The sequence below is a fragment of the Zoogloea sp. genome, assembly GCF_030157465.1.
Classification (GTDB): Bacteria; Pseudomonadota; Gammaproteobacteria; order Burkholderiales; family Rhodocyclaceae; genus Zoogloea.
The window spans coordinates 18,072-35,177 of record NZ_JAOAUU010000002.1 but is presented as its reverse complement, the minus strand read 5'-3'; the positions used below and the strand labels follow the sequence as shown (position 1 = coordinate 35,177).

The following is a 17,106-nucleotide window of genomic DNA, read 5'->3' as shown; positions in this document are numbered from 1 at the left end:
CCACACTCAGCCCGTCATGCCGGACTGGGCCGACCAGGCACGCAGGCGGCGGATGAATGCCTGGGCGCCTTCCGCCGGGTGGCGGGCCCCCAGTGGCGCAGTCATGGCATCGGCCAGCGGGTCGCGTTCGACCTCGCCGCGCCACACCAGCGGCAGGCCCACATGACGGGTGGTGAAATCGTTGAGGCTGGCAAACAGCGCGGTGGCGTCGGCCCGGTCGCGGGCGCCGCTAACCGCAATTTCGAGGGATCCGGCACCGGCGGCAGCAAGGCCCTTGATCCACTGGCAGGCACCCCGCGCGCCCACGCCGCTGGCCTCGACCACCAGCAGGCGGCGGCCGGCGGCGCGGGCGAAGGGCGTGAGGTTGCGGGCGTCACCCGTGGTGTGGATGGCGAGGAGGTCGGCACGGCGCTGCAATTCGGCAATCGCCGACTCGAGCCGGGCGTGCTGGGCATCGTCGAGCAGCGGCACGGCCAGCGCCGCGGCGGCAGCCGGCACCACCCACAGGCCCTCGGCCACCTCACGCATGGTGTCGGTCACCTCGAACGGGCCCTGCAAGGCACCCAGCAGGTCGCCCGCTTCCGGGTAACCGAAGGCCGCCAGCAGGGAGCCGCGCTCGGGCCCGTGTTCGTCTATCGCGACGATCCGGCGCGCACCTTCGGTCAGGGCTACGAGGGTCTGGACAGCCAGGTCGCGGGGCGCCCGGCCGGACGCAAACAAGGCCACGACGGCAGACGGCGTCCGACGGAACAGGCGGCGCAGCCCGGCGGCTTGATCGGCGGAATGAAGCATGTCAGAAGCCTCCGCGCGCACTGGAGATGTTCGCCTGGCCGGCCGAGGCCATCATCAGGCCGGCTTCAAGCGGGTCGAGTCGAAAGGGCGAATTGGCCGGCAGTTCACGCAGGGCCTGGTCGAGCAGTGCGCTGCGGTCGGGCAGGTGGAGGTCTTCGGGCACCCGCTGGCCGTTGGCCACGTAATACACATCCACGTGGTGGCGGATGGCCACGTCGAGCACCGGCGCAAGCGACACAGCTTCGTCCATCTTGGTGAGGATGACGCCGGTCAGGTCGTCGCCGGCATAGGCGCGGATCACATCGTCAAGGGTGTCACCGCGGCTGGTGGCGTTGAGCAGCAGCAGGCGCGAGACCTTTCCGGCGCCGGTCAGCATGGAGGCCTGCTCGGCGACCATCTTGTCGCGCTGGCTCATGCCCATCGTGTCGATCAGCACCATGTGCTTGTCGCGCAGGCTGGCCAGGGTTTCGCGCAGGTCGGTGGCGTCGCGCACCACGTAAACCGGCACACCGAGGATGCGGCCGTAGATGCGCAGTTGCTCGTGGGCGCCGATCCGGTAGCTGTCGGTGGTGATCAGGGCCAGCTTGTCGGCGCCGTGGCGAACCACGCAGCGGGCGGCCAGCTTGGCGGTGGTGGTGGTCTTGCCGACGCCGGTGGGGCCGACCAGGGCGAAAACACCGCCGCGGTCAATGATGTCGGCGTCGCAATCCATCGCGTGAAAGCGCCGGGCCATGGCGTCGTGCAGCAGGCGATGGGCTTCTTCGGGGGCTTCGTCCTCGGGCACTTCTTCAGCCAGTTCGCGCGCCAGGCTGGCAGAAAAACCGGCTTCCAGCAGATCGCCGATCAGGCGGGCGCGACCCGGAGCATTGCGGCTCATCTCGCCCCAGGCGAAACCTGCCAGCTGGCGTTCGATCATGCCGCGGATGGCCGCCAGTTCGCTGGCCATCTGGGAGTTGGCGGATTCGAGGGCACGGATACGCGTCTCTTCCTCGATGCCGGGCGGACGCTGGCGCGGTGCGGCGTCGGCCGGGCGCGGGCCGTCCTTGCGCAGCGGCGAGCGGCCGGCCTCCGGCGCAGGCGGGGGCGCGGGCGGGCGGCGCACCTGGGCCGAGGCGGCATGGAACACGTCGCGATTGAGCTCGACCCGCGGCGGATTGAAGGGTTGCATTTCAGGGGCACGGGGCGCAGCAGGACGCGCTGCCGCCGGTGCCGGTGCCGGCGCAGCCGGCTGGGCGGCAGCAGCGCGGGAAAGGCTGACACGAAAATCGTCGTCGAAGAAATCGGCGGGCGGCTTGGGCTGGGGGACTGCAACCGGCGCAGCGGCAGCCGCAGCGGAGGCGGCAGCCTGGGCTTGGCTGCGGGCACGCTGAAGGCTCGCCACGTCGCCGGCCGGCAGCGCGAGAATTTCGACGCCGCCGTTGGCCGCACGATTGGCGAGCACAACCGCATCCGGCCCGAGGTCGTCCTTCAGCATGCGAAGGGCCTCGCGGGCGGTTTTGGCAAAGTAGCGCTTGACGTTCATGCTCCTGTCTCCGGGGTACGAAGGCTTTCACGGGATTGACGTGGGCACTTCGGTACTTTCGATTATCCGTAGCCGCCGCGCATTCGATGGCCGGGAAAAGACAGGTTTTAGGGCGCTATTCCGGCGCCCGAAAATTTTCCGCTGCTATCAGGGCGTCGCCGCAATCATCGCGGAGACGCGGATCAGGCGGGTCTCGGGCACTTCGGAGTTGGACACGACCTTGAGGCTCGGCACGCTGCGGCGCAGGAAGCGCGACAGCAGCCAGCGCAGCGGCGCCGGCACCAGCAACACCGGCGGCAGGCCGATATCCTCCATGCGCTGGGCCGCCGCAGCGGTTTCGCGCAGCAGGGTTTCGGCAAGGCCAGGCTCGATGGCGCCGCCCTCCGGCCCACCACCCGCCATGGCCTGCAGAAGTACCCGCTCGAGGCCCGGGTCGAGGGCCATGACCTGGACTTCGCCGTTGCCCGGGAAGAGCCCCTGGACGATGGCCCGGCCGAGAGCCTGGCGGATGCGCGAGGTGAGTTCCAGCGGGTCCTGTATCCGCGGCGAAAACTCGGCGAGAACTTCGACAATGGTGCGCATGTCGCGGATGTTGACGCCCTCGTCGAGAAGATTTTGCAACACCCTCTGGACGGTGGCCAGCGGCAGCAGCTTGGGCACCAGGTCTTCGACCAGTTTGGGGCTGTCCTTGGCAATATGGTCGAGGAGCGCCTGGGTTTCGGTGCGCCCGAGGAGTTCCGGCGCGTGGCTGAGGATCAGGTGGTTGAGGTGGGTGGCCACCACGGTACTCGCATCGACCACCGTGTAGCCGAGGGCGTGGGCCTGCTCGCGCTGGCTGGCGTCAATCCACACGGCTGGCAGGCCGAAGGCCGGGTCGGTGGTTTCGCGGCCAGCCAGCGGGCCGGACACGCGGCCCGGGTTGATCGCCATGAACTGCCCCGGAAAGGCGCTGCCGGTGCCGATTTCGACGCCCTTGAGGACGATGCGGTAGGCGTTGGGCTTGAGTTCGAGGTTGTCACGGATGTGCACCGGCGCTGCGAGAAAGCCGATGTCACTGGCAAATTTCTTGCGCAGGCCGCGGATGCGCTTGAGAAGCTCGCCGTCCTGCCCCTTGTCCACCATCGGAATCAGGCGGTAGCCCACTTCGAGACCGAGAACATCCACCGGGGTGACGTCGGACCAGCTGGCCTCCTGGCTTTCGACCGGCGCCACCGGCGCGGCGGCGGCGGGTGCTTCTGCGGCGGCGCCTTCCACAGGGCGCACCCCGCCCCGCCAGGCCAGATAGCCCAGACCGCTGGCCAGCAGCAGGAACACGAAGTTCGGCATGCCGGGGATGAGGCCCAGGATGCCAAGGATGGCCGCGGTGAGGATCAGCACCTGCGGATTGGAGAAAACCTGCCCGATGACCTGGGAGCCCATGTCGCCGTCGTCGCCGACGCGGGACACCACGAGGCCGGCAGCCACCGAGATGATCAGCGCCGGCAACTGGGCGACAAGGCCGTCGCCGATGGTCAGCAGCGTGTAGTTGTTGGCGGCCTGGGCAAGCTCCATGTTGTGCTGGAGCACGCCGACGATGAGCCCGCCAATGACGTTGATGGCCATGATCAGGATGCCGGCCACGGCATCGCCGCGCACAAACTTCGACGCACCGTCCATGGCGCCGTAGAAATCGGCCTCCTGCGAGGTTTCGGAGCGGCGCTTCTTGGCTTCCTTTTCGTCGATGAGGCCGGCGTTGAGGTCGGCATCGATCGCCATCTGCTTGCCGGGCATGGCGTCGAGGGTGAAACGGGCCCCCACTTCGGCGATCCGCCCGGCGCCCTTGGTGATCACCACGAAGTTGATCAGGGTGAGGATGATGAACACCACCAGGCCCACCGCGGTGTTGCCGCCCACCAGGAAGTGGCCGAAGGCTTCGATCACCTTGCCGGCGGCGTCCGGCCCGGTGTGGCCCTCCAGCAGCACGACCCGGGTGGAGGCCACGTTGAGGGACAGGCGCAGCAGCGTGGTCACCAGCAGCACGGTGGGAAACACCGAGAAATCCAGCGGCTTTTTGGTGTACATCGCCACCAGCATCACCATCACCGAGACCGCGATGTTGAAGGTGAACATCAGGTCGAGGACGAAGGCCGGCAGCGGCAGCACCATCATCGCCAGAATCAGGATGATGAGCAGCGGGCCGGCGAGCGTGCGGATGTTGCTCGGGGCGAAGAGGGTGCGCAGGTTGAGACTACCGTTCATGGTCCGGATGGTCGCTCAGCAGCGCGCCGGAGCAAGGGCGGAAGTAAGGGGGAAAGGGAGGGTAATTCGGGGGGAACGGAAGAGCCTGGCCGAGGCGGACGGTGCCGTGCCGCCGATCCGGCGCGTCGGCGCGTCGGCGCACCCGCCGGATAAGGGCACATTCGCATTTCCGGCGGGTAGATCCTATTTCTTCTTCGGCACCACATCGACAACCCAGAGTTCGGCGGCTTCGGTGCTGCTGGGGTTACGGAACCAATGCACGGTGTCCGCGTTTTCGTACCATGCATCCCCCACCTGCACGGTGCGTTCGGCAGCCCCGCGGTATTCGATGAGGCTCCCCTTGGTGACGCGGGCGATGCCCGGGCGGCCTGCATGGGGGTGGCCGGGAATCGCACCGCCCGGCGCAATGCCTATCGTGCGGGCGCGCAGCTCGTAGTCACCCGGGGTGCCGGGCAGATTGTGGGGCGCCAGGTCCACCCGCCCGACGGCATCAGTCGTGCCGGTCAGGCCCACGGCTTTCTCGGGCGGGGTGTCGGCAGCGCTGGCCGGGGCGGCCAGCAGTAATGCCGAAGCGCATAGGGGTGCGACAAACACGCTGAAAGTACGGAACATCATGGCTCGTCTCCTCGTTGTCATCGGTCGGTGCCGCGTGCTGCACGGCACTTCGCTGGCCGGCCAGCGTTCCCGATGGTGTGTTGATTCTAGTTCACACGCCGGAATCCGGCCGGAGGGCAGGCCGGGTTGCGCCCGGAGGCAAGCCCATCACGCGCCCACCGGTCAAGCCGGTGCGTCGGGCTTGTCGGCCTCCGGGTCCATCCCGTCGGGCACGGCTAGGCGGGTGGGCTGCTCGGGCGGCAAACCACCTTCTGCCATCCAGTGGTTGAGCTGGAAAACCCAGGCCATCACCTCGGCCACCACCGTATAAAGCGCCGCCGGGATCTGCTGCTCCAGCTCGCAGTTGGCGTAGAGGGCACGGGCCAGCGGCGGCGCCTCGAGGATGGGCACGTTGTTTTCGCGGGCCAGTTCGCGGATGTTGAGGGCGATCAGGTTCATGCCCTTGGCCACCACGATCGGCGCGCCAGCCTTGTCCGGGTCGTACTTGAGGGCCACGGCATAGTGGGTCGGGTTGGTCACCACCACGTCGGCGGTGGGCACATTGGTCATCATGCGGCGACGCGACATTTCCCGCTGGGCGGCGCGGATGCGCGCCTTGATCTGCGGATCGCCCTCCTGCTCCTTCGTTTCCTGGCGCACCTCCTCCTTGGTCATGCGCAGGCGGCGGTGGTATTCCCACAGCTGGAAGGGCACGTCGATGGCGGCAATCAGGGCCAGGCTGCTGACAATCAGCAATGACGACAGCAGCACCAGCCCGGCAAAGTCGTCCATGCTGGTTTCGAGGGGCTGGAGCATCAGCGCGAACAGGTGGTCGCGCTCGCGCCACACCACCCACACGCCCACGCTGGCCACCAGCACGGCCTTGAGGCTGGCCTTGACCAGCTCGACAAGGCCGTGGGTCGAGAACATGCGCCCGAGCCCCTGCATCGGATTGAGCCGGCTCAGATCGAAGCGCAGCACAGAGGCGGAAAAGACCCAGCCGCCCATCAGGAAGGGCGTGGCCAGCGCCGCGATCACCGCGGCGACGAGCAACGGGGCAAGGGTAAGCATGGCATCGGTTGCCAGGGACAACATCACCTGCCCCATCCCCCCCGGCTCGAAGGCCAGCCGGCGCTCGAAATTGAGGGCGGAGCGGACGATCTCCATCATCCGGTGCCCGCCCCAGCGCCCGAGCACATAGAGGCCCACCACGCCCACCATCAGCGAAATGAAGGTCGCCAGCTCCCGCGACTGGGGAACCTGGCCTTCTTCACGTGCCTGTTCCAGCCTTCGCGATGAGGCTGATTCGGTTTTTTCGAGATCGCTGTCTTCGGCCACGGCCAGCCCGACTATCGTTCAGATGCCCGAACGATACGCCTGGACCTGCGCCGGCAAGGCGACAAAAAGACCGGGATTGAGGGGGCTATTTGCCTTTCGGGGCCAGTATTGCCCGCAGGCCCTCGGTCTCGCGCTGGAGTTCGGCCAGCGTTGCACCAAGGCGATGGAGCTGATCTTCCATCAGCCCGAAGAGCGCCCTGCTGGCCTGCAGCGGACTGCCGGCCAGCACCCGGGTCGAGTCGATGTGGCCCTGGAGTTCGGCGAGGCCCGCCACGTACCCGGGATGTTCTGCGATGCACTCACGCAGAACATCGTCACGGGCACGGAAATAAGCCGCCGGATCCCGTTCCGCCAGGTTCTTCCAGTAATCGAAATCGAAGCCGTCCATGCCCCCTCCCCGGACTGCCTTTCCGGCATCCGGTTGCCGTAAAAGGCAACGGGCAGGGCAGTCAGGACAGATCCTGACCGAGCCCTGCCCGGGTACGGGTGGCATACGTCACACCACTCTGTTGCAGAGTGTGACGACGCGAATAAAGCCCTTATGCGGCGAGGGCCGGCATCGTCATCTGGGCGAGCAGCACGCGGCGGGACACACCACGGGTGTCGCCCATGGCGCCCAGCAACTCCTTCATGTCGAGGATCAGCACGATCTGGCCGTTAGAGAGCGTGGTGACGCCGGCAACGCCCTTCGGACGGAAATCGTCGAGGGACTTGATCACCGCATCCTCGCGCCCGGCAAAGCTGTCGATGGCGAGAATGAAGCTCTGTTCGGCGCTCTGCATCAGCACGCCATACTCCGGCGTCTGGGTCTGCTCCCAGCCCAACAGCGTGGACAAGGGCATGATCGGCAGCACTTCGCCGCGCACAACCATCGTCGCCCGGCCGCCCACTTCCTGGACCTCGGACGGCTCGATGGGAAGGATTTCGCGCACCATCGACAGGGGCACCGCAAAGGGCTGGTCGCCAAGGCGCACCAGCAGCACCGGCAGGATGGCCAGGGTCAGCGGCAGGCTGATGACGAAAGTGGTGCCCTTGCCCAGACTCGAACGGATGTCGATGGAGCCATTGAGCTTCTGGATGTTGGTGCGCACCACGTCCATGCCGACGCCGCGGCCGGACACGTCGGAGATCTGGCCGGCCATCGAGAAGCCGGGCAGGAACACTAGGTTGTAGCTCTGGCGCTCGTCCATCGTGTTGGCCTCCTCATCGGTGATGAGGCCTTTCTCGACGGCCTTGGCGCGCAGGCGCTCGGCGTTCATGCCGCGGCCGTCGTCGGCCACCAGGATCACGATGTGATCACCTTCCTGGCGGGCTTCAAGACGGACGTTTGATTTTTCGGGCTTGCCGTTGGCGAGGCGCTCCTGGGTTTCCTCGACGCCGTGGTCCACGGCGTTACGGATCAGGTGAATGATCGGGTCGGACAGATCCTCGATCATCGTCTTGTCGATCTCGGTTTCCTCGCCCGACAGCACCAGCTCCACGTCCTTGCCCAGGTTGCGGGCGAGGTCGCGGGCAATCCGCGGGTATTTCTGGAACAGCCGGCCGATGGGCTGCATGCGCGTCTTCATGACCGCGTTCTGCAGGTCGGACACCAGCAGGTCGAGCTGGCTCACCGCCAGGTCGAGGGCGTGCAGGGTTTCGGTGTCGCTGCGGCCGTTGAGGATGTCGCTGCGCAGCGCATTCAGGCGGTTCTTGGTCAGGCCGATCTCGCCCGACAGGTTGAGCACCTGGTCGAGCCGTGCGGTATCGACACGGATCGAGTTGTCACGCTGCTTTTCGGTGTCACGCCGGCCAACCGGCGCACCGGCACCCGGCCGGTCGCTAGCCCGGCGGCCCACAGCCGCCTTGATGACGTCTTCCGGCGTCTTGCTCGCCAGCACTGCGTCGCTCTGGTGCATGACGACGGGCGGCGACGGCGCCGCCACGACCGCCTGCGGAGCCTGAGGCGCGTTGCCGGTGACCACTTCGAAGAGCGCGTCCCAGTCCACCCCGTCCTCGCTGGCGGCAGGCGCAGGCGACACAACCGGCGCCAGGGCGACCGGCGCAGGCGCCGGCACGTCCTCTGCGAGCTTGCCGGCGATGGCATGGCGCAGATCCTCGATCAGACCTGGATCCGCGGCGGCGGGCTGCACCCCCTGCTCCAGGTGGCCGAACATGTCGCGCACGGCCCCGGTCGAGGAGAGGATCACGTCCATGACCTCGGGCGTCACCACCAGCTCGCCGTTGCGCAGCTTGTCGAAAAGGTTCTCGGTCAGGTGGCAAAGCGTGACCAGTTCGGCCGCGTTAAGGAAGCCGGCACCCCCCTTGATGGTGTGGAAGCCGCGGAAAATGTCGTTCAGCAGGCCTTTGTCGGCGGGGGACCGCTCAAGGTCCACCAGCTTGTTGTCCACGCCAGACAGGAGATCCCCCGCCTCCACGAGGAAGTCCTGCAGAAGATCTTCCATCCCGGAAAAATCGCTCATTGCTATCGCTCCTTGCGGGCCTGCCCGCTATCGCCTGCTCTCCGGAAAACGCCGCCGCGCTTAAAAGCCGAGGCTTTCCAGCAGGTCGTCTACCTGTTCCTGGTTGGACACTACGTCGTCGCGCCCCACGGCATTGATCACCGGGCCGTTCATGAGGCCTTCGGGAGCTTCGGCCTTGCGCTCTTCCGGCATGGCCTCGATCAGCACGCTCAGGAGCTGCTGCTCCAGGCCCTGGGCAAGGTCGACCACCTTCTTGATGACCTGCCCGGTGAGATCCTGAAAATCCTGGGCCATCATGATTTCCATCAGCTGGACGTTGGTCTCGCGGGTGCCGGCGACCACCGAGCCGAGGAAATCACGCGTTTCGCCGGCCAGCGCACGGAACTCGTCCGGGCTCATCTGGTTGGCGTAGAGCCTGTCCCAGCGGCCGCGCAGGCTTTCGGCGCCAGCCTGTACCTTGTCCTGGATGGGCTTGGCGATGTCCGTGGCGTTGAGCACCTTGCTCGCCGCCTGCTCGGTCATCTCCGCGATGTAGGTCAGGCGCTGGCGGGCGTCGGGAATGGCGTGGGCCGCCTCCTGCAGATTGCGGTCGTAGCCGAGTTCGCGCAGGGTGTCGTGGAGCTGGCGAGTCATCACGCCGATCCTGTTGAAAACGTTGGCGTTGCGCTGGGTTTGCGGCGCATCCGCAGATGAGGCGTCGCTTTCGCCAGCGGAATATTCACTGGACACGGAATCGAAAAGGGCCTGCAGATCGTCGTCGTCGCCACTGCTTCCGGCAGCTGAAACCACTTCCAGTCGAGGCTGCACGACCGCGGCCGCCGCAGGGGTTCCGGAGATGCTGTCGAAGAGCGCCTGCAGGTCGTCGCTGTCGCCCGATTCATCGAATTTGAGACGTTTTGCCATGATGGAACTCCGTCCTGTCGGGGCCGTCAGGCCGCCTTCTTGCCCATCTTCTCGAAGATCTTCTCGAGTTTTTCCGAAAGGGTCGCCGCCGTGAAGGGCTTGACGATGTACCCGCTCGCGCCGGCCTGGGCTGCCGCGATGATGTTTTCCTTCTTGGCCTCGGCTGTGATCATCAGCACCGGCAAATGCTTGAGGGAGGGCGTCGCGCGAATGTTCTGCAGCAGCGTCAGGCCATCCATGTTGGGCATGTTCCAGTCGGTGACGACGAAGTCGAAGGGCAGCGAATTGAGCTTCTGCAACGCCACCTGGCCATCCTCGGCTTCATCCACGTTGGTGAAGCCGAGCTCTTTGAGCAGGTTGCGGACGATCCGCCGCATGGTCGAAAAGTCATCTACAACGAGAAATTTCATCTTGGGGTCCGACATGTTGTTGATCTCCGTTCAGTCCCGACAGGTCCGCATCAGCAGGGGGCGCAGGGTTTCGGCCAGGACATCGGCGTCGAACTTGGCGACATAGGCATCGACACCGACACTCTTGCCCATCGCCCGGTTGGCCTCGGACGACAGGGATGAATGCATGACAACCGGAATGCCCTCGAAGCGGACATCCGATTTGATGTTGCGGGTAAGCACGTAGCCGTCCATTTCGGGCATTTCCGCATCGACGAGAATCAGGCTGACTTCGTCGCGCAGGCTCAGGCCGCGCTGCTGGGCGTGGCCGGCCATGCCTTCCAGGCGGGTCCAGGCTTCCAGGCCGTTGAGGGCATGCTTGTGCTTGACGCCGAGCTTGTCGAGGGTCTCGGCGATTTTCTTGCGGGCCACCGACGAGTCGTCGACGAAGAAGACCGTGACGTCGTGGGCGCCTTCGAGCGGATGGATCTGGCCCACCACCGCCTCGCCGAAGGTGCTGGCGAGAATGGTCTCCACATCGAGAATCGACACCAGCTTGCCATCCTGCAATTCGGTGATGGCCGTGATGAAGTTATGGCTGCTTGACGTGACGTTATCTGGCGCCCGAACCTTGTCCCAATCGACGCGGATGATTCGATCCACCTCGTGGACGAGGAAACCCAGGGTGCGCTTGCTGTACTCGGTCACCATCATCGAATTGCCGAGGGGCTCGCCAGGCTCGGCGATACCCATGACCTTGGCCAGCGCCAGCACCGGAATCACGTTGCCGCGCAGGGAAATAAGGCCTTCCACGCCAGTCGGCATGTTGGGCGCCTTGGTAATGAAGGGAGTGCGGGACACCTCGCGAACCTTGAAGACATTGATCCCGAAAATCTCCTGGGTTCCCAGCGAGAAAAGCAGGATTTCCATCCGGTTCGAGCCCGCCAGCTTGGTTCGGGCATCTACGGATTCCAGCAAACCGCGATCGACACGATCCATGTTCATCTTGCTCCTCTTGGCTCAGGCGGCCTTGTCCGGGCCGGCATGCTGGGTGATCAGGCGGCGGAGCACTTCCGCCAGACGCTGCGGCTCGAACTTCGCGACGTATTCATCGACGCCGACCGAACGGCCGAGCTGCTGATTGGACATACCCGACAGGGACGAGTGCATGATCACGGGCACCCCTTCGAACCGTGGGTCCGTCTTGATTCTCTTGGTAAGGATATAGCCGTCCATCTCGGGCATTTCCACATCGGTGAGAATCAGGGCCACCAGATCCTTGACCTTGCGGCCGGACGACGCCGCGTAGGACGCCACTTTTTCCAGCTCGGTCCAGGCCTGGCGACCATTCACCGAACCGACATAGCGCACCCCGAGGGCATCCAGGGTCCGCTCGATCTGCTTTCTGGCAACCGACGAATCGTCGGCAAAATAAACGGTGAGCGGCTCATCGACGACAATCGGCTCAATGCCCTTGAAAAGAAACTCGTCGTCGTAGCGAGTGGTTTCGGAAAGCACCTTTTCCACGTCGAGCAGCATGACGAGCTTGGGGCCGGGCAACTCGGTCACCGCGGTGACGAGCCCGCCCAGGTTGGCCGTCAGCATGTCTGGCGGCACGCGCATCTGCGACCAGTCCAGACGCAGGATGGTATCCACCGCCTCGACCAGGAAACCCTGGGTGTGGCCGTTGTACTCGGTGACGATCATGATCTCGCGGGGGCTGTCGGTGGCCATGCCGGCATACTTGGCCAGGTCGACCACCGGAACCAGCACGCCGCGAAGGCTGACCATGCCCTCCACCGAGGACGGCATGTCCGGCGCAGCAGTGATGGGTGGCGTGCGCATGACCTCGCGAACTTTGAAGACATTGATCCCGAAGGTTTCGCGCCGGCCTGTGCGGGGGTCCGCGCCCAGGGTGAACAGCAGGATCTCCAGCTTGTTGGTGCCCGCCAGCCTGGTACGCGCGTCAATGTTCTTGAGAAGTTCCGACATGCCTCTATCTCCGTCGCTGACCGCCTGCCATCCCGATGGGACAGGCGCCGACCTGAAAGCAATATCGGCTGGGGGCGAATAATCTTGAGGGTCGGAAAATGCCGTCGGGCGGGCTGGGAGAGCCCGGCGAATTGGGAGGCAGACACCCACCCGCAGACGGATATCGGGCTACTTGTGGCTGTCGGCGCTCCGCTCGGCGAGCCGGAACATCACGTCCACGCGGTTACCCGCGCCGCTATAGCGAACCTCCTCGCACACCCGCAGCAGTAGCGGAATTCCACGGCCGTGCCCCTTGAGCATGTCTTCGGAGCTGGGCTCGCACAGCGCAGCCTGGACTTGTACTTCGTGGTCGAAACCCGGCCCCGTATCGGCACAGCCAATGTGCAGCACCGGCGACTGGCCGAAGTTCTGGCGCAGCGTGAGTTCAAACTCCACCGCCCCCACGGCCAGCCGGGTCAGCCGCCGGGAACGTTCTTCAAGATAGACATCCATGCCCTCGATGCCTACCTTGAGGGACGAGGGCAGGCGCAGCAGGCCATGGTCGAGCGCGTTGTTGAACAGTTCGGACAGCACCAGGAAGAGCCGCCCGGCAAAGGGCCGCACGCCTTCAAACTGCTCGATGGCGCCAAGAATCAGCGGCACCGCATCGAGACGCTTCAAATCGGTGGCGCCCAGGCGCAGCACGAGCCTCCAGTCACTGGTCGTAAACGGCATCTGCGTTTCACCCGAAGGCGCAGCCGGCACGGGATTGGGGGTATCGGTAAGGGCGATCTGGGCAATCGAAATATCGTCACGCGGTGGCTTGCCGCCGGTCAGGCAATGGACGATCTCGGTCAGGCGGGGCAAACGCCCGGCAGCCGGCAGGCCGTTCAGCGCTGCGCCCAGCCCATCGACGCCAAGCGCTGCGCCGCCCTCGTCCTCGAGTTCGATGAGGCCGTCGGAAAACAGCAGCAGGTGATCGTGCGGATTGACCACGTGGGCATCGACAGTGCCGTCGAACTCGTCGTCATCAACAACCCCGAGGGGAAAATGATGGCGGTTGAAATGGATGCGCACACCGCCATCCGGGCGCACCAGCAGGGGGCCGGGATTACCCCCGTTCCAGACCGTCACGTAGCGTTCGCGAAAATTGACCGCGACCAGCGTGGCGGCGATGAAACGATCGACGGGCAGCAGGGCCCGCACCTTGCTGTTGATCTCGCGGGCGATGGCATCGATGCCAAAACCCCGTTCGGTCATGCGATAGAACGGCGCGGTAACCGGCAGTACATTGAGCGAGGCCGCCAGACCGTGGCCGGCGCCGTCCGCCAGCAACACGTGCAGCACATTGCCCGGAGTCCGCGCGGCGGCGATGAGGTCGCCGCTGAACTCGGCGGCGGCTGCGATGAAGTGGGAAACCGCCGGATCTCCAAGCGCCTCGCGGTTGATCAGCCGCTCCATCACGAAACGCGCCAGCCGCTGCTCCTCCTCCTGGAGACTGCGGTAGTGGGCGAGTTCGCGGTTGCGCTCCTCGGCCTGGCGCTGCATGGCCTTGAGCCGCAGGATCACGCCGAGCTTGGCGTGGAGCATTTCGCGGGAGGCCGGCTTGCACAGATAGGCGTCGGCACCAGCCTCCAGGGCCCGCATCTGGGTTGCCTCGTCGAGGCTGCCGGTAAAGACAAGACTGGGAATCCAGCTGCCGTCGGTTCGCGCACGAACCGTCTGGAGCAGCTGGATACCGTCCATCCCGGGCAGGCCGACGTCCGTCATCAGAACATCGGGATAAGCCCGGGCGATGTGATCAAGCGCTTCGTTGGCCGTGCTGACACCGGAGACCTGATGACCGAGAGCCACCAGATCCCGACGAATCAGGAAAAGATCGTCGGGATTGTCATCTACAACAAGGATGAAGAGAGATTCGGAAGCCCGCTCCGCCACCGCTACACGATCGGAAAGAGCTTGCCGAAGTTGGCGATGTCAAGAACCTGGCGAACGCTGCCTTTGGCATTGGCCAGACACACCGTCTTGCCGGAGGTCTTGGCCTTGTCGCGCAGCATCAGCAGCATGCCGAGGGCAGAACTGTCGAGGTAGGCGACATTGCCGAGATCCACCGCGACTTCGGTCGTGCCCGGGCTGCTCAGGGCACGGTCTACCGCATCGCGAAATTCCCGATGAGAGTTGAAATCGAAACGCCCGGAGAGTTGAATCCTGGCCTGACTCTGCAGGGTGCTGACGTTGGTGTCCATTTCTTGCCTCTAAATAACCGTTCTACTTACAACTGTGCCGGCACAAATCCGCCACCATCCATTCACGCCCTGAGGCCCCGACGTTCCGGCCCGCGGAGGCGGGACAGCACGCGTTGCCCGATGTCTTTCAGCGGCGCCACTTCATCGAGGGCGCCAATTGCTGCGGCCTCCCGCGGCATGCCATAAACCACGCACGACTCCTGATCCTGCCCGATCGTCCAGGCACCCGCCTCTTTCATCGCCAGCAAGCCCTGGGCGCCATCCTTGCCCATGCCGGTGAGGATCACGCCCAAGGCATTGCCACCCGCCTGACGGGCTACCGAGTTGAACAGCACATCAACGGCCGGCCGATGGCGATTCACCGGTTCGGACTGGGCAAGTTCGCAAACATATCCCCCCGCCACGCGCCGCACTGACAGATGGGAATGCCCCGGTGCCAGGTAAGCGGTACCGGGCAAAACCTTCTCGCCGTGCTCAGCTTCCTTGACCCGCACATGGCACAGACTGTCGAGCCGCTTGGCAAACGAGGCCGTAAACATCTCCGGCATGTGCTGCACAATCAGGATACCCGGCATTTGCTCGGGCAGAGAACATAGCACTTCCTTGATCGCCTCGGTGCCACCGGTCGAGGCACCAATCACCAGCAGCCTGTCCTGCAAAGCCTTCTCCGGCAGTGTTCCGCCACCCCGGCCAACAGCCTCGCAAGGCTCTCGCAGCAAGGGTTTCGACTGGCTCTGGGTCTTTAACGGCACCCGCGGCCGAGCGCTGTACGCAGCCCTGACCTTTTCACAAATTTCTACACGATAGTGCTCCACGCTCCCCGCCGAATCCATCTTCGGCTTGGGCAGGAAATCCACCGCACCCAGTTCGAGGGCCTGCAGGGTCGCCTCCGAGCCGCGCTTGGTCAGGCTCGAAATCATGACCACCGGCATCGGCCGCAAACGCATCAGCCGCGCCAGAAAATCAAGGCCGTCCATCTTCGGCATCTCGATATCGAGGGTCAGCACATCGGGGCTGTGGGTCTTGATCATTTCCCGGGCCACGATGGGATCGGGCGCAGCGCCCACCACCTCCAGATCAGGCGCCGAATTGATCACCTCGGTCAGCATGCTGCGCATCAGCGCAGAATCGTCGACGATAAGAACCTTGATTGGCATGCTCAGCTTCCAGTGTCAGACGGGATATCCAAACCCCATCAACCAAATAGCTCGACGTCGCCCTGCACATTGTCACGTCGAAGTCGGGCTTCGTATTCGCGCTCACGCTCGATAAGCGTGTCATTTTTCACGCGAACCAATTTTTTCATCATGACCCGCCCGCTGGCCGGAAAAAAATAGACCTTCCGCGGGTAGATATCGAGCAGATCCTGGGCAACGATCGGTATCCGTTCGGTCGCCAGATAGTCGAGAACAAACTCGGAATTCTTCTCTCCGACCTGGGCCTGGGTCAGGCTGGCCAGCACCTTGCCGCCGCCGAAAACCTTTGCTTCGAGGCTGCTGCGCCGGGCACCCAGCTTGAGCAGATGGTTCAACAGCACCTCCATCGCGTAGGCACCATAACGGGCCGACGACGACAGCACCCCCGAGTCCGCACAGTCGGGCAGCATGAAATGATTCATCCCGCCCAGCCCCTTGTCGCGGTCGCGGATACAGGCCGTTACGCAGGAGCCCAGTACGGTGACCAGCAACATGTCGGCGGTCGTGACAAAGTATTCGCCCGGCAATACCTTGACCGCATCGCAATCGAAAGTGCGGTCGAAATAGCGATTGGTCGCCAGATGCTCCACATAGCCGGCATCAACGGGCACGGGCATCCGTCCTTTCGTAAACCGTCCGCCCGAGCGAGCGGAAGATGTCGGCCGCATGCAGGAAACTTTCGGAATGTCCGGCAAACAGCAGACCATCCGGCTTGAGCAGCGGCATGAAGCGCTTGAGGATCGTGTACTGGGTCGGCTTGTCGAAATAGATCATCACGTTGCGACAGAACATGATGTCGAACGGCCCCTGGAGCGCCCAGCTTTTGTCGAGCAGGTTGAGCGGCTTGAACTCGATGAGCCGCCGCAATTCCGGTCGCACCCGGGCAAAACCGGCCTGGGTGCCGGTTCCCTTGAGGAGGAAGCGCTGCATGCGCTCCCGGGACAGCCGGTCCACCCGGTCCAGCCCGTAAACCCCCTTGTCGGCAGTGGCCAGAACGTTGGTATCGATGTCGGTGGCGATGATCTGCACCGGCGGCGTCATTGAATTGAAAGCTTCGCAGGCGGTGATGGCAAGGCTGTAGGGCTCCTCGCCAGTCGATGCAGCGCTGCACCAGATGCGCAGCGGAGTGCGGCCGACGTGTTTTTTCATGCGCTCGGCGAGAATCTCGAAGTGATGCGCCTCGCGGAAAAACGACGTGAGGTTGGTGGTCAGGCTATTGACGAAAGTCTCCCACTCCTCCGGCTCTCGTTCGGCACGGTCGAGGTAGTCGGCGAAAGTCCGGTCTCCGCGCGCCCGCAGGCGCCGCGCCAGGCGGCTGTATACCATGTCCTGCTTGACCGACGACAGCGAGATGCCGGCGTGCTTGTAGATCAGCGCCCGCACCCGCTCGAAATCTGCCGCCGAAAACGCGAACTCCCGGTCGGACGGGGCCACGCTCGAAGCACGCTCCGGCGC

The 17,106-nt window shown here is 64.8% G+C and carries 16 protein-coding genes; all 16 read right to left on the bottom strand.

Going from position 1 to position 17,106, the window contains the following annotated elements; genetic code table 11:
• Window positions 1-6 precede the first annotated feature (6 nt).
• The 16 genes from Q1W26_RS00310 to Q1W26_RS00235 all read right to left on the bottom strand — a co-directional run bounded on the left by Q1W26_RS00310 (window position 7) and on the right by Q1W26_RS00235 (window position 17,085).
• Complete coding sequence (locus tag Q1W26_RS00310; protein WP_300434323.1) at window positions 7-792, bottom strand: flagellar FleN; 786 nt, start codon at window positions 790-792, stop codon at window positions 7-9.
• Between the two features lies 1 nt (window position 793).
• Window positions 794-2,314: a flagellar biosynthesis protein FlhF gene (flhF, locus tag Q1W26_RS00305; protein WP_300434321.1), complete on the bottom strand. Its 1,521-nt coding sequence runs from the start codon at window positions 2,312-2,314 to the stop codon at window positions 794-796.
• A gap of 147 nt (window positions 2,315-2,461) precedes the next feature.
• Entirely contained in the window at window positions 2,462-4,552 is a 2,091-nt protein-coding gene (gene flhA, locus Q1W26_RS00300; protein WP_300434317.1) for a flagellar biosynthesis protein FlhA, read from the bottom strand.
• Between the two features lie 183 nt (window positions 4,553-4,735).
• Window positions 4,736-5,167: a cupin domain-containing protein gene (locus Q1W26_RS00295; protein ID WP_300434315.1), complete on the bottom strand. Its 432-nt coding sequence runs from the start codon at window positions 5,165-5,167 to the stop codon at window positions 4,736-4,738.
• A gap of 162 nt (window positions 5,168-5,329) precedes the next feature.
• Window positions 5,330-6,484 (bottom strand): flagellar biosynthesis protein FlhB, encoded by a 1,155-nt coding sequence (gene flhB / locus Q1W26_RS00290; protein WP_300434312.1) that lies wholly within the window; start codon window positions 6,482-6,484, stop codon window positions 5,330-5,332.
• Between the two features lie 85 nt (window positions 6,485-6,569).
• On the bottom strand, window positions 6,570-6,872 hold the full coding sequence (locus tag Q1W26_RS00285; RefSeq protein ID WP_300434310.1) for a DUF3135 domain-containing protein: 303 nt from the start codon (window positions 6,870-6,872) through the stop codon (window positions 6,570-6,572).
• A 151-nt stretch (window positions 6,873-7,023) separates the two neighbouring features.
• Window positions 7,024-8,946 carry a chemotaxis protein CheA gene (locus tag Q1W26_RS00280; protein ID WP_300434307.1) on the bottom strand — a complete coding sequence of 641 codons (1,923 nt, stop codon included), beginning with the start codon at window positions 8,944-8,946 and terminating at the stop codon, window positions 7,024-7,026.
• Window positions 8,947-9,006: 60 nt separating this feature from the next.
• On the bottom strand, window positions 9,007-9,849 hold the full coding sequence (cheZ, locus tag Q1W26_RS00275) for a protein phosphatase CheZ (protein ID WP_300434304.1): 843 nt from the start codon (window positions 9,847-9,849) through the stop codon (window positions 9,007-9,009).
• 26 nt (window positions 9,850-9,875) lie between these two features.
• Entirely contained in the window at window positions 9,876-10,274 is a 399-nt protein-coding gene (gene cheY, locus Q1W26_RS00270) for a chemotaxis response regulator CheY (protein ID WP_300434301.1), read from the bottom strand.
• A gap of 15 nt (window positions 10,275-10,289) precedes the next feature.
• Window positions 10,290-11,243 carry a chemotaxis protein gene (locus tag Q1W26_RS00265; protein WP_300434298.1) on the bottom strand — a complete coding sequence of 318 codons (954 nt, stop codon included), beginning with the start codon at window positions 11,241-11,243 and terminating at the stop codon, window positions 10,290-10,292.
• A gap of 15 nt (window positions 11,244-11,258) precedes the next feature.
• A complete protein-coding gene (locus Q1W26_RS00260; RefSeq protein ID WP_300434295.1) occupies window positions 11,259-12,230 on the bottom strand; it encodes a chemotaxis protein in 972 nt (323 codons plus the stop codon).
• A gap of 168 nt (window positions 12,231-12,398) precedes the next feature.
• Window positions 12,399-14,147 (bottom strand): fused response regulator/phosphatase, encoded by a 1,749-nt coding sequence (locus tag Q1W26_RS00255; protein WP_300434292.1) that lies wholly within the window; start codon window positions 14,145-14,147, stop codon window positions 12,399-12,401.
• A 2-nt stretch (window positions 14,148-14,149) separates the two neighbouring features.
• Window positions 14,150-14,455, bottom strand: coding sequence for an STAS domain-containing protein (locus Q1W26_RS00250; protein WP_300434290.1), 306 nt, complete (start codon window positions 14,453-14,455; stop codon window positions 14,150-14,152).
• Window positions 14,456-14,517: 62 nt separating this feature from the next.
• Window positions 14,518-15,612, bottom strand: a complete 1,095-nt coding sequence (locus Q1W26_RS00245; RefSeq protein ID WP_300434287.1) for a chemotaxis response regulator protein-glutamate methylesterase — start codon at window positions 15,610-15,612, stop codon at window positions 14,518-14,520.
• Between the two features lie 38 nt (window positions 15,613-15,650).
• The gene (gene cheD / locus Q1W26_RS00240) at window positions 15,651-16,268 is read right to left on the bottom strand and encodes a chemoreceptor glutamine deamidase CheD (protein WP_300434285.1); all 618 of its coding nucleotides are present in this window, start codon (window positions 16,266-16,268) and stop codon (window positions 15,651-15,653) included.
• On the bottom strand, window positions 16,252-17,085 hold the full coding sequence (locus Q1W26_RS00235; protein WP_300434282.1) for a CheR family methyltransferase: 834 nt from the start codon (window positions 17,083-17,085) through the stop codon (window positions 16,252-16,254). The genes cheD and Q1W26_RS00235 overlap by 17 nt, the downstream gene beginning before the upstream one ends.
• Window positions 17,086-17,106: the final 21 nt, after the last annotated feature.

Excerpts from the sequence above, each read along its gene's own strand:
- Q1W26_RS00310 (WP_300434323.1), bottom strand. The coding sequence starts at position 792 with ATGCTTCATTCCGCCGATCAAGCCGCCGGGCTGCGCCGCCTGTTCCGT.
- flhF (WP_300434321.1), bottom strand. The coding sequence starts at position 2,314 with ATGAACGTCAAGCGCTACTTTGCCAAAACCGCCCGCGAGGCCCTTCGC.
- flhA (WP_300434317.1), bottom strand. The coding sequence starts at position 4,552 with ATGAACGGTAGTCTCAACCTGCGCACCCTCTTCGCCCCGAGCAACATC.
- Q1W26_RS00295 (WP_300434315.1), bottom strand. The coding sequence starts at position 5,167 with ATGATGTTCCGTACTTTCAGCGTGTTTGTCGCACCCCTATGCGCTTCG.
- Q1W26_RS00285 (WP_300434310.1), bottom strand. The coding sequence starts at position 6,872 with ATGGACGGCTTCGATTTCGATTACTGGAAGAACCTGGCGGAACGGGAT.
- Q1W26_RS00280 (WP_300434307.1), bottom strand. The coding sequence starts at position 8,946 with ATGAGCGATTTTTCCGGGATGGAAGATCTTCTGCAGGACTTCCTCGTG.
- cheZ (WP_300434304.1), bottom strand. The coding sequence starts at position 9,849 with ATGGCAAAACGTCTCAAATTCGATGAATCGGGCGACAGCGACGACCTG.
- cheY (WP_300434301.1), bottom strand. The coding sequence starts at position 10,274 with ATGTCGGACCCCAAGATGAAATTTCTCGTTGTAGATGACTTTTCGACC.
- Q1W26_RS00265 (WP_300434298.1), bottom strand. The coding sequence starts at position 11,243 with ATGAACATGGATCGTGTCGATCGCGGTTTGCTGGAATCCGTAGATGCC.
- Q1W26_RS00260 (WP_300434295.1), bottom strand. The coding sequence starts at position 12,230 with ATGTCGGAACTTCTCAAGAACATTGACGCGCGTACCAGGCTGGCGGGC.
- Q1W26_RS00250 (WP_300434290.1), bottom strand. The coding sequence starts at position 14,455 with ATGGACACCAACGTCAGCACCCTGCAGAGTCAGGCCAGGATTCAACTC.
- Q1W26_RS00245 (WP_300434287.1), bottom strand. The coding sequence starts at position 15,612 with ATGCCAATCAAGGTTCTTATCGTCGACGATTCTGCGCTGATGCGCAGC.
- cheD (WP_300434285.1), bottom strand. The coding sequence starts at position 16,268 with ATGCCCGTGCCCGTTGATGCCGGCTATGTGGAGCATCTGGCGACCAAT.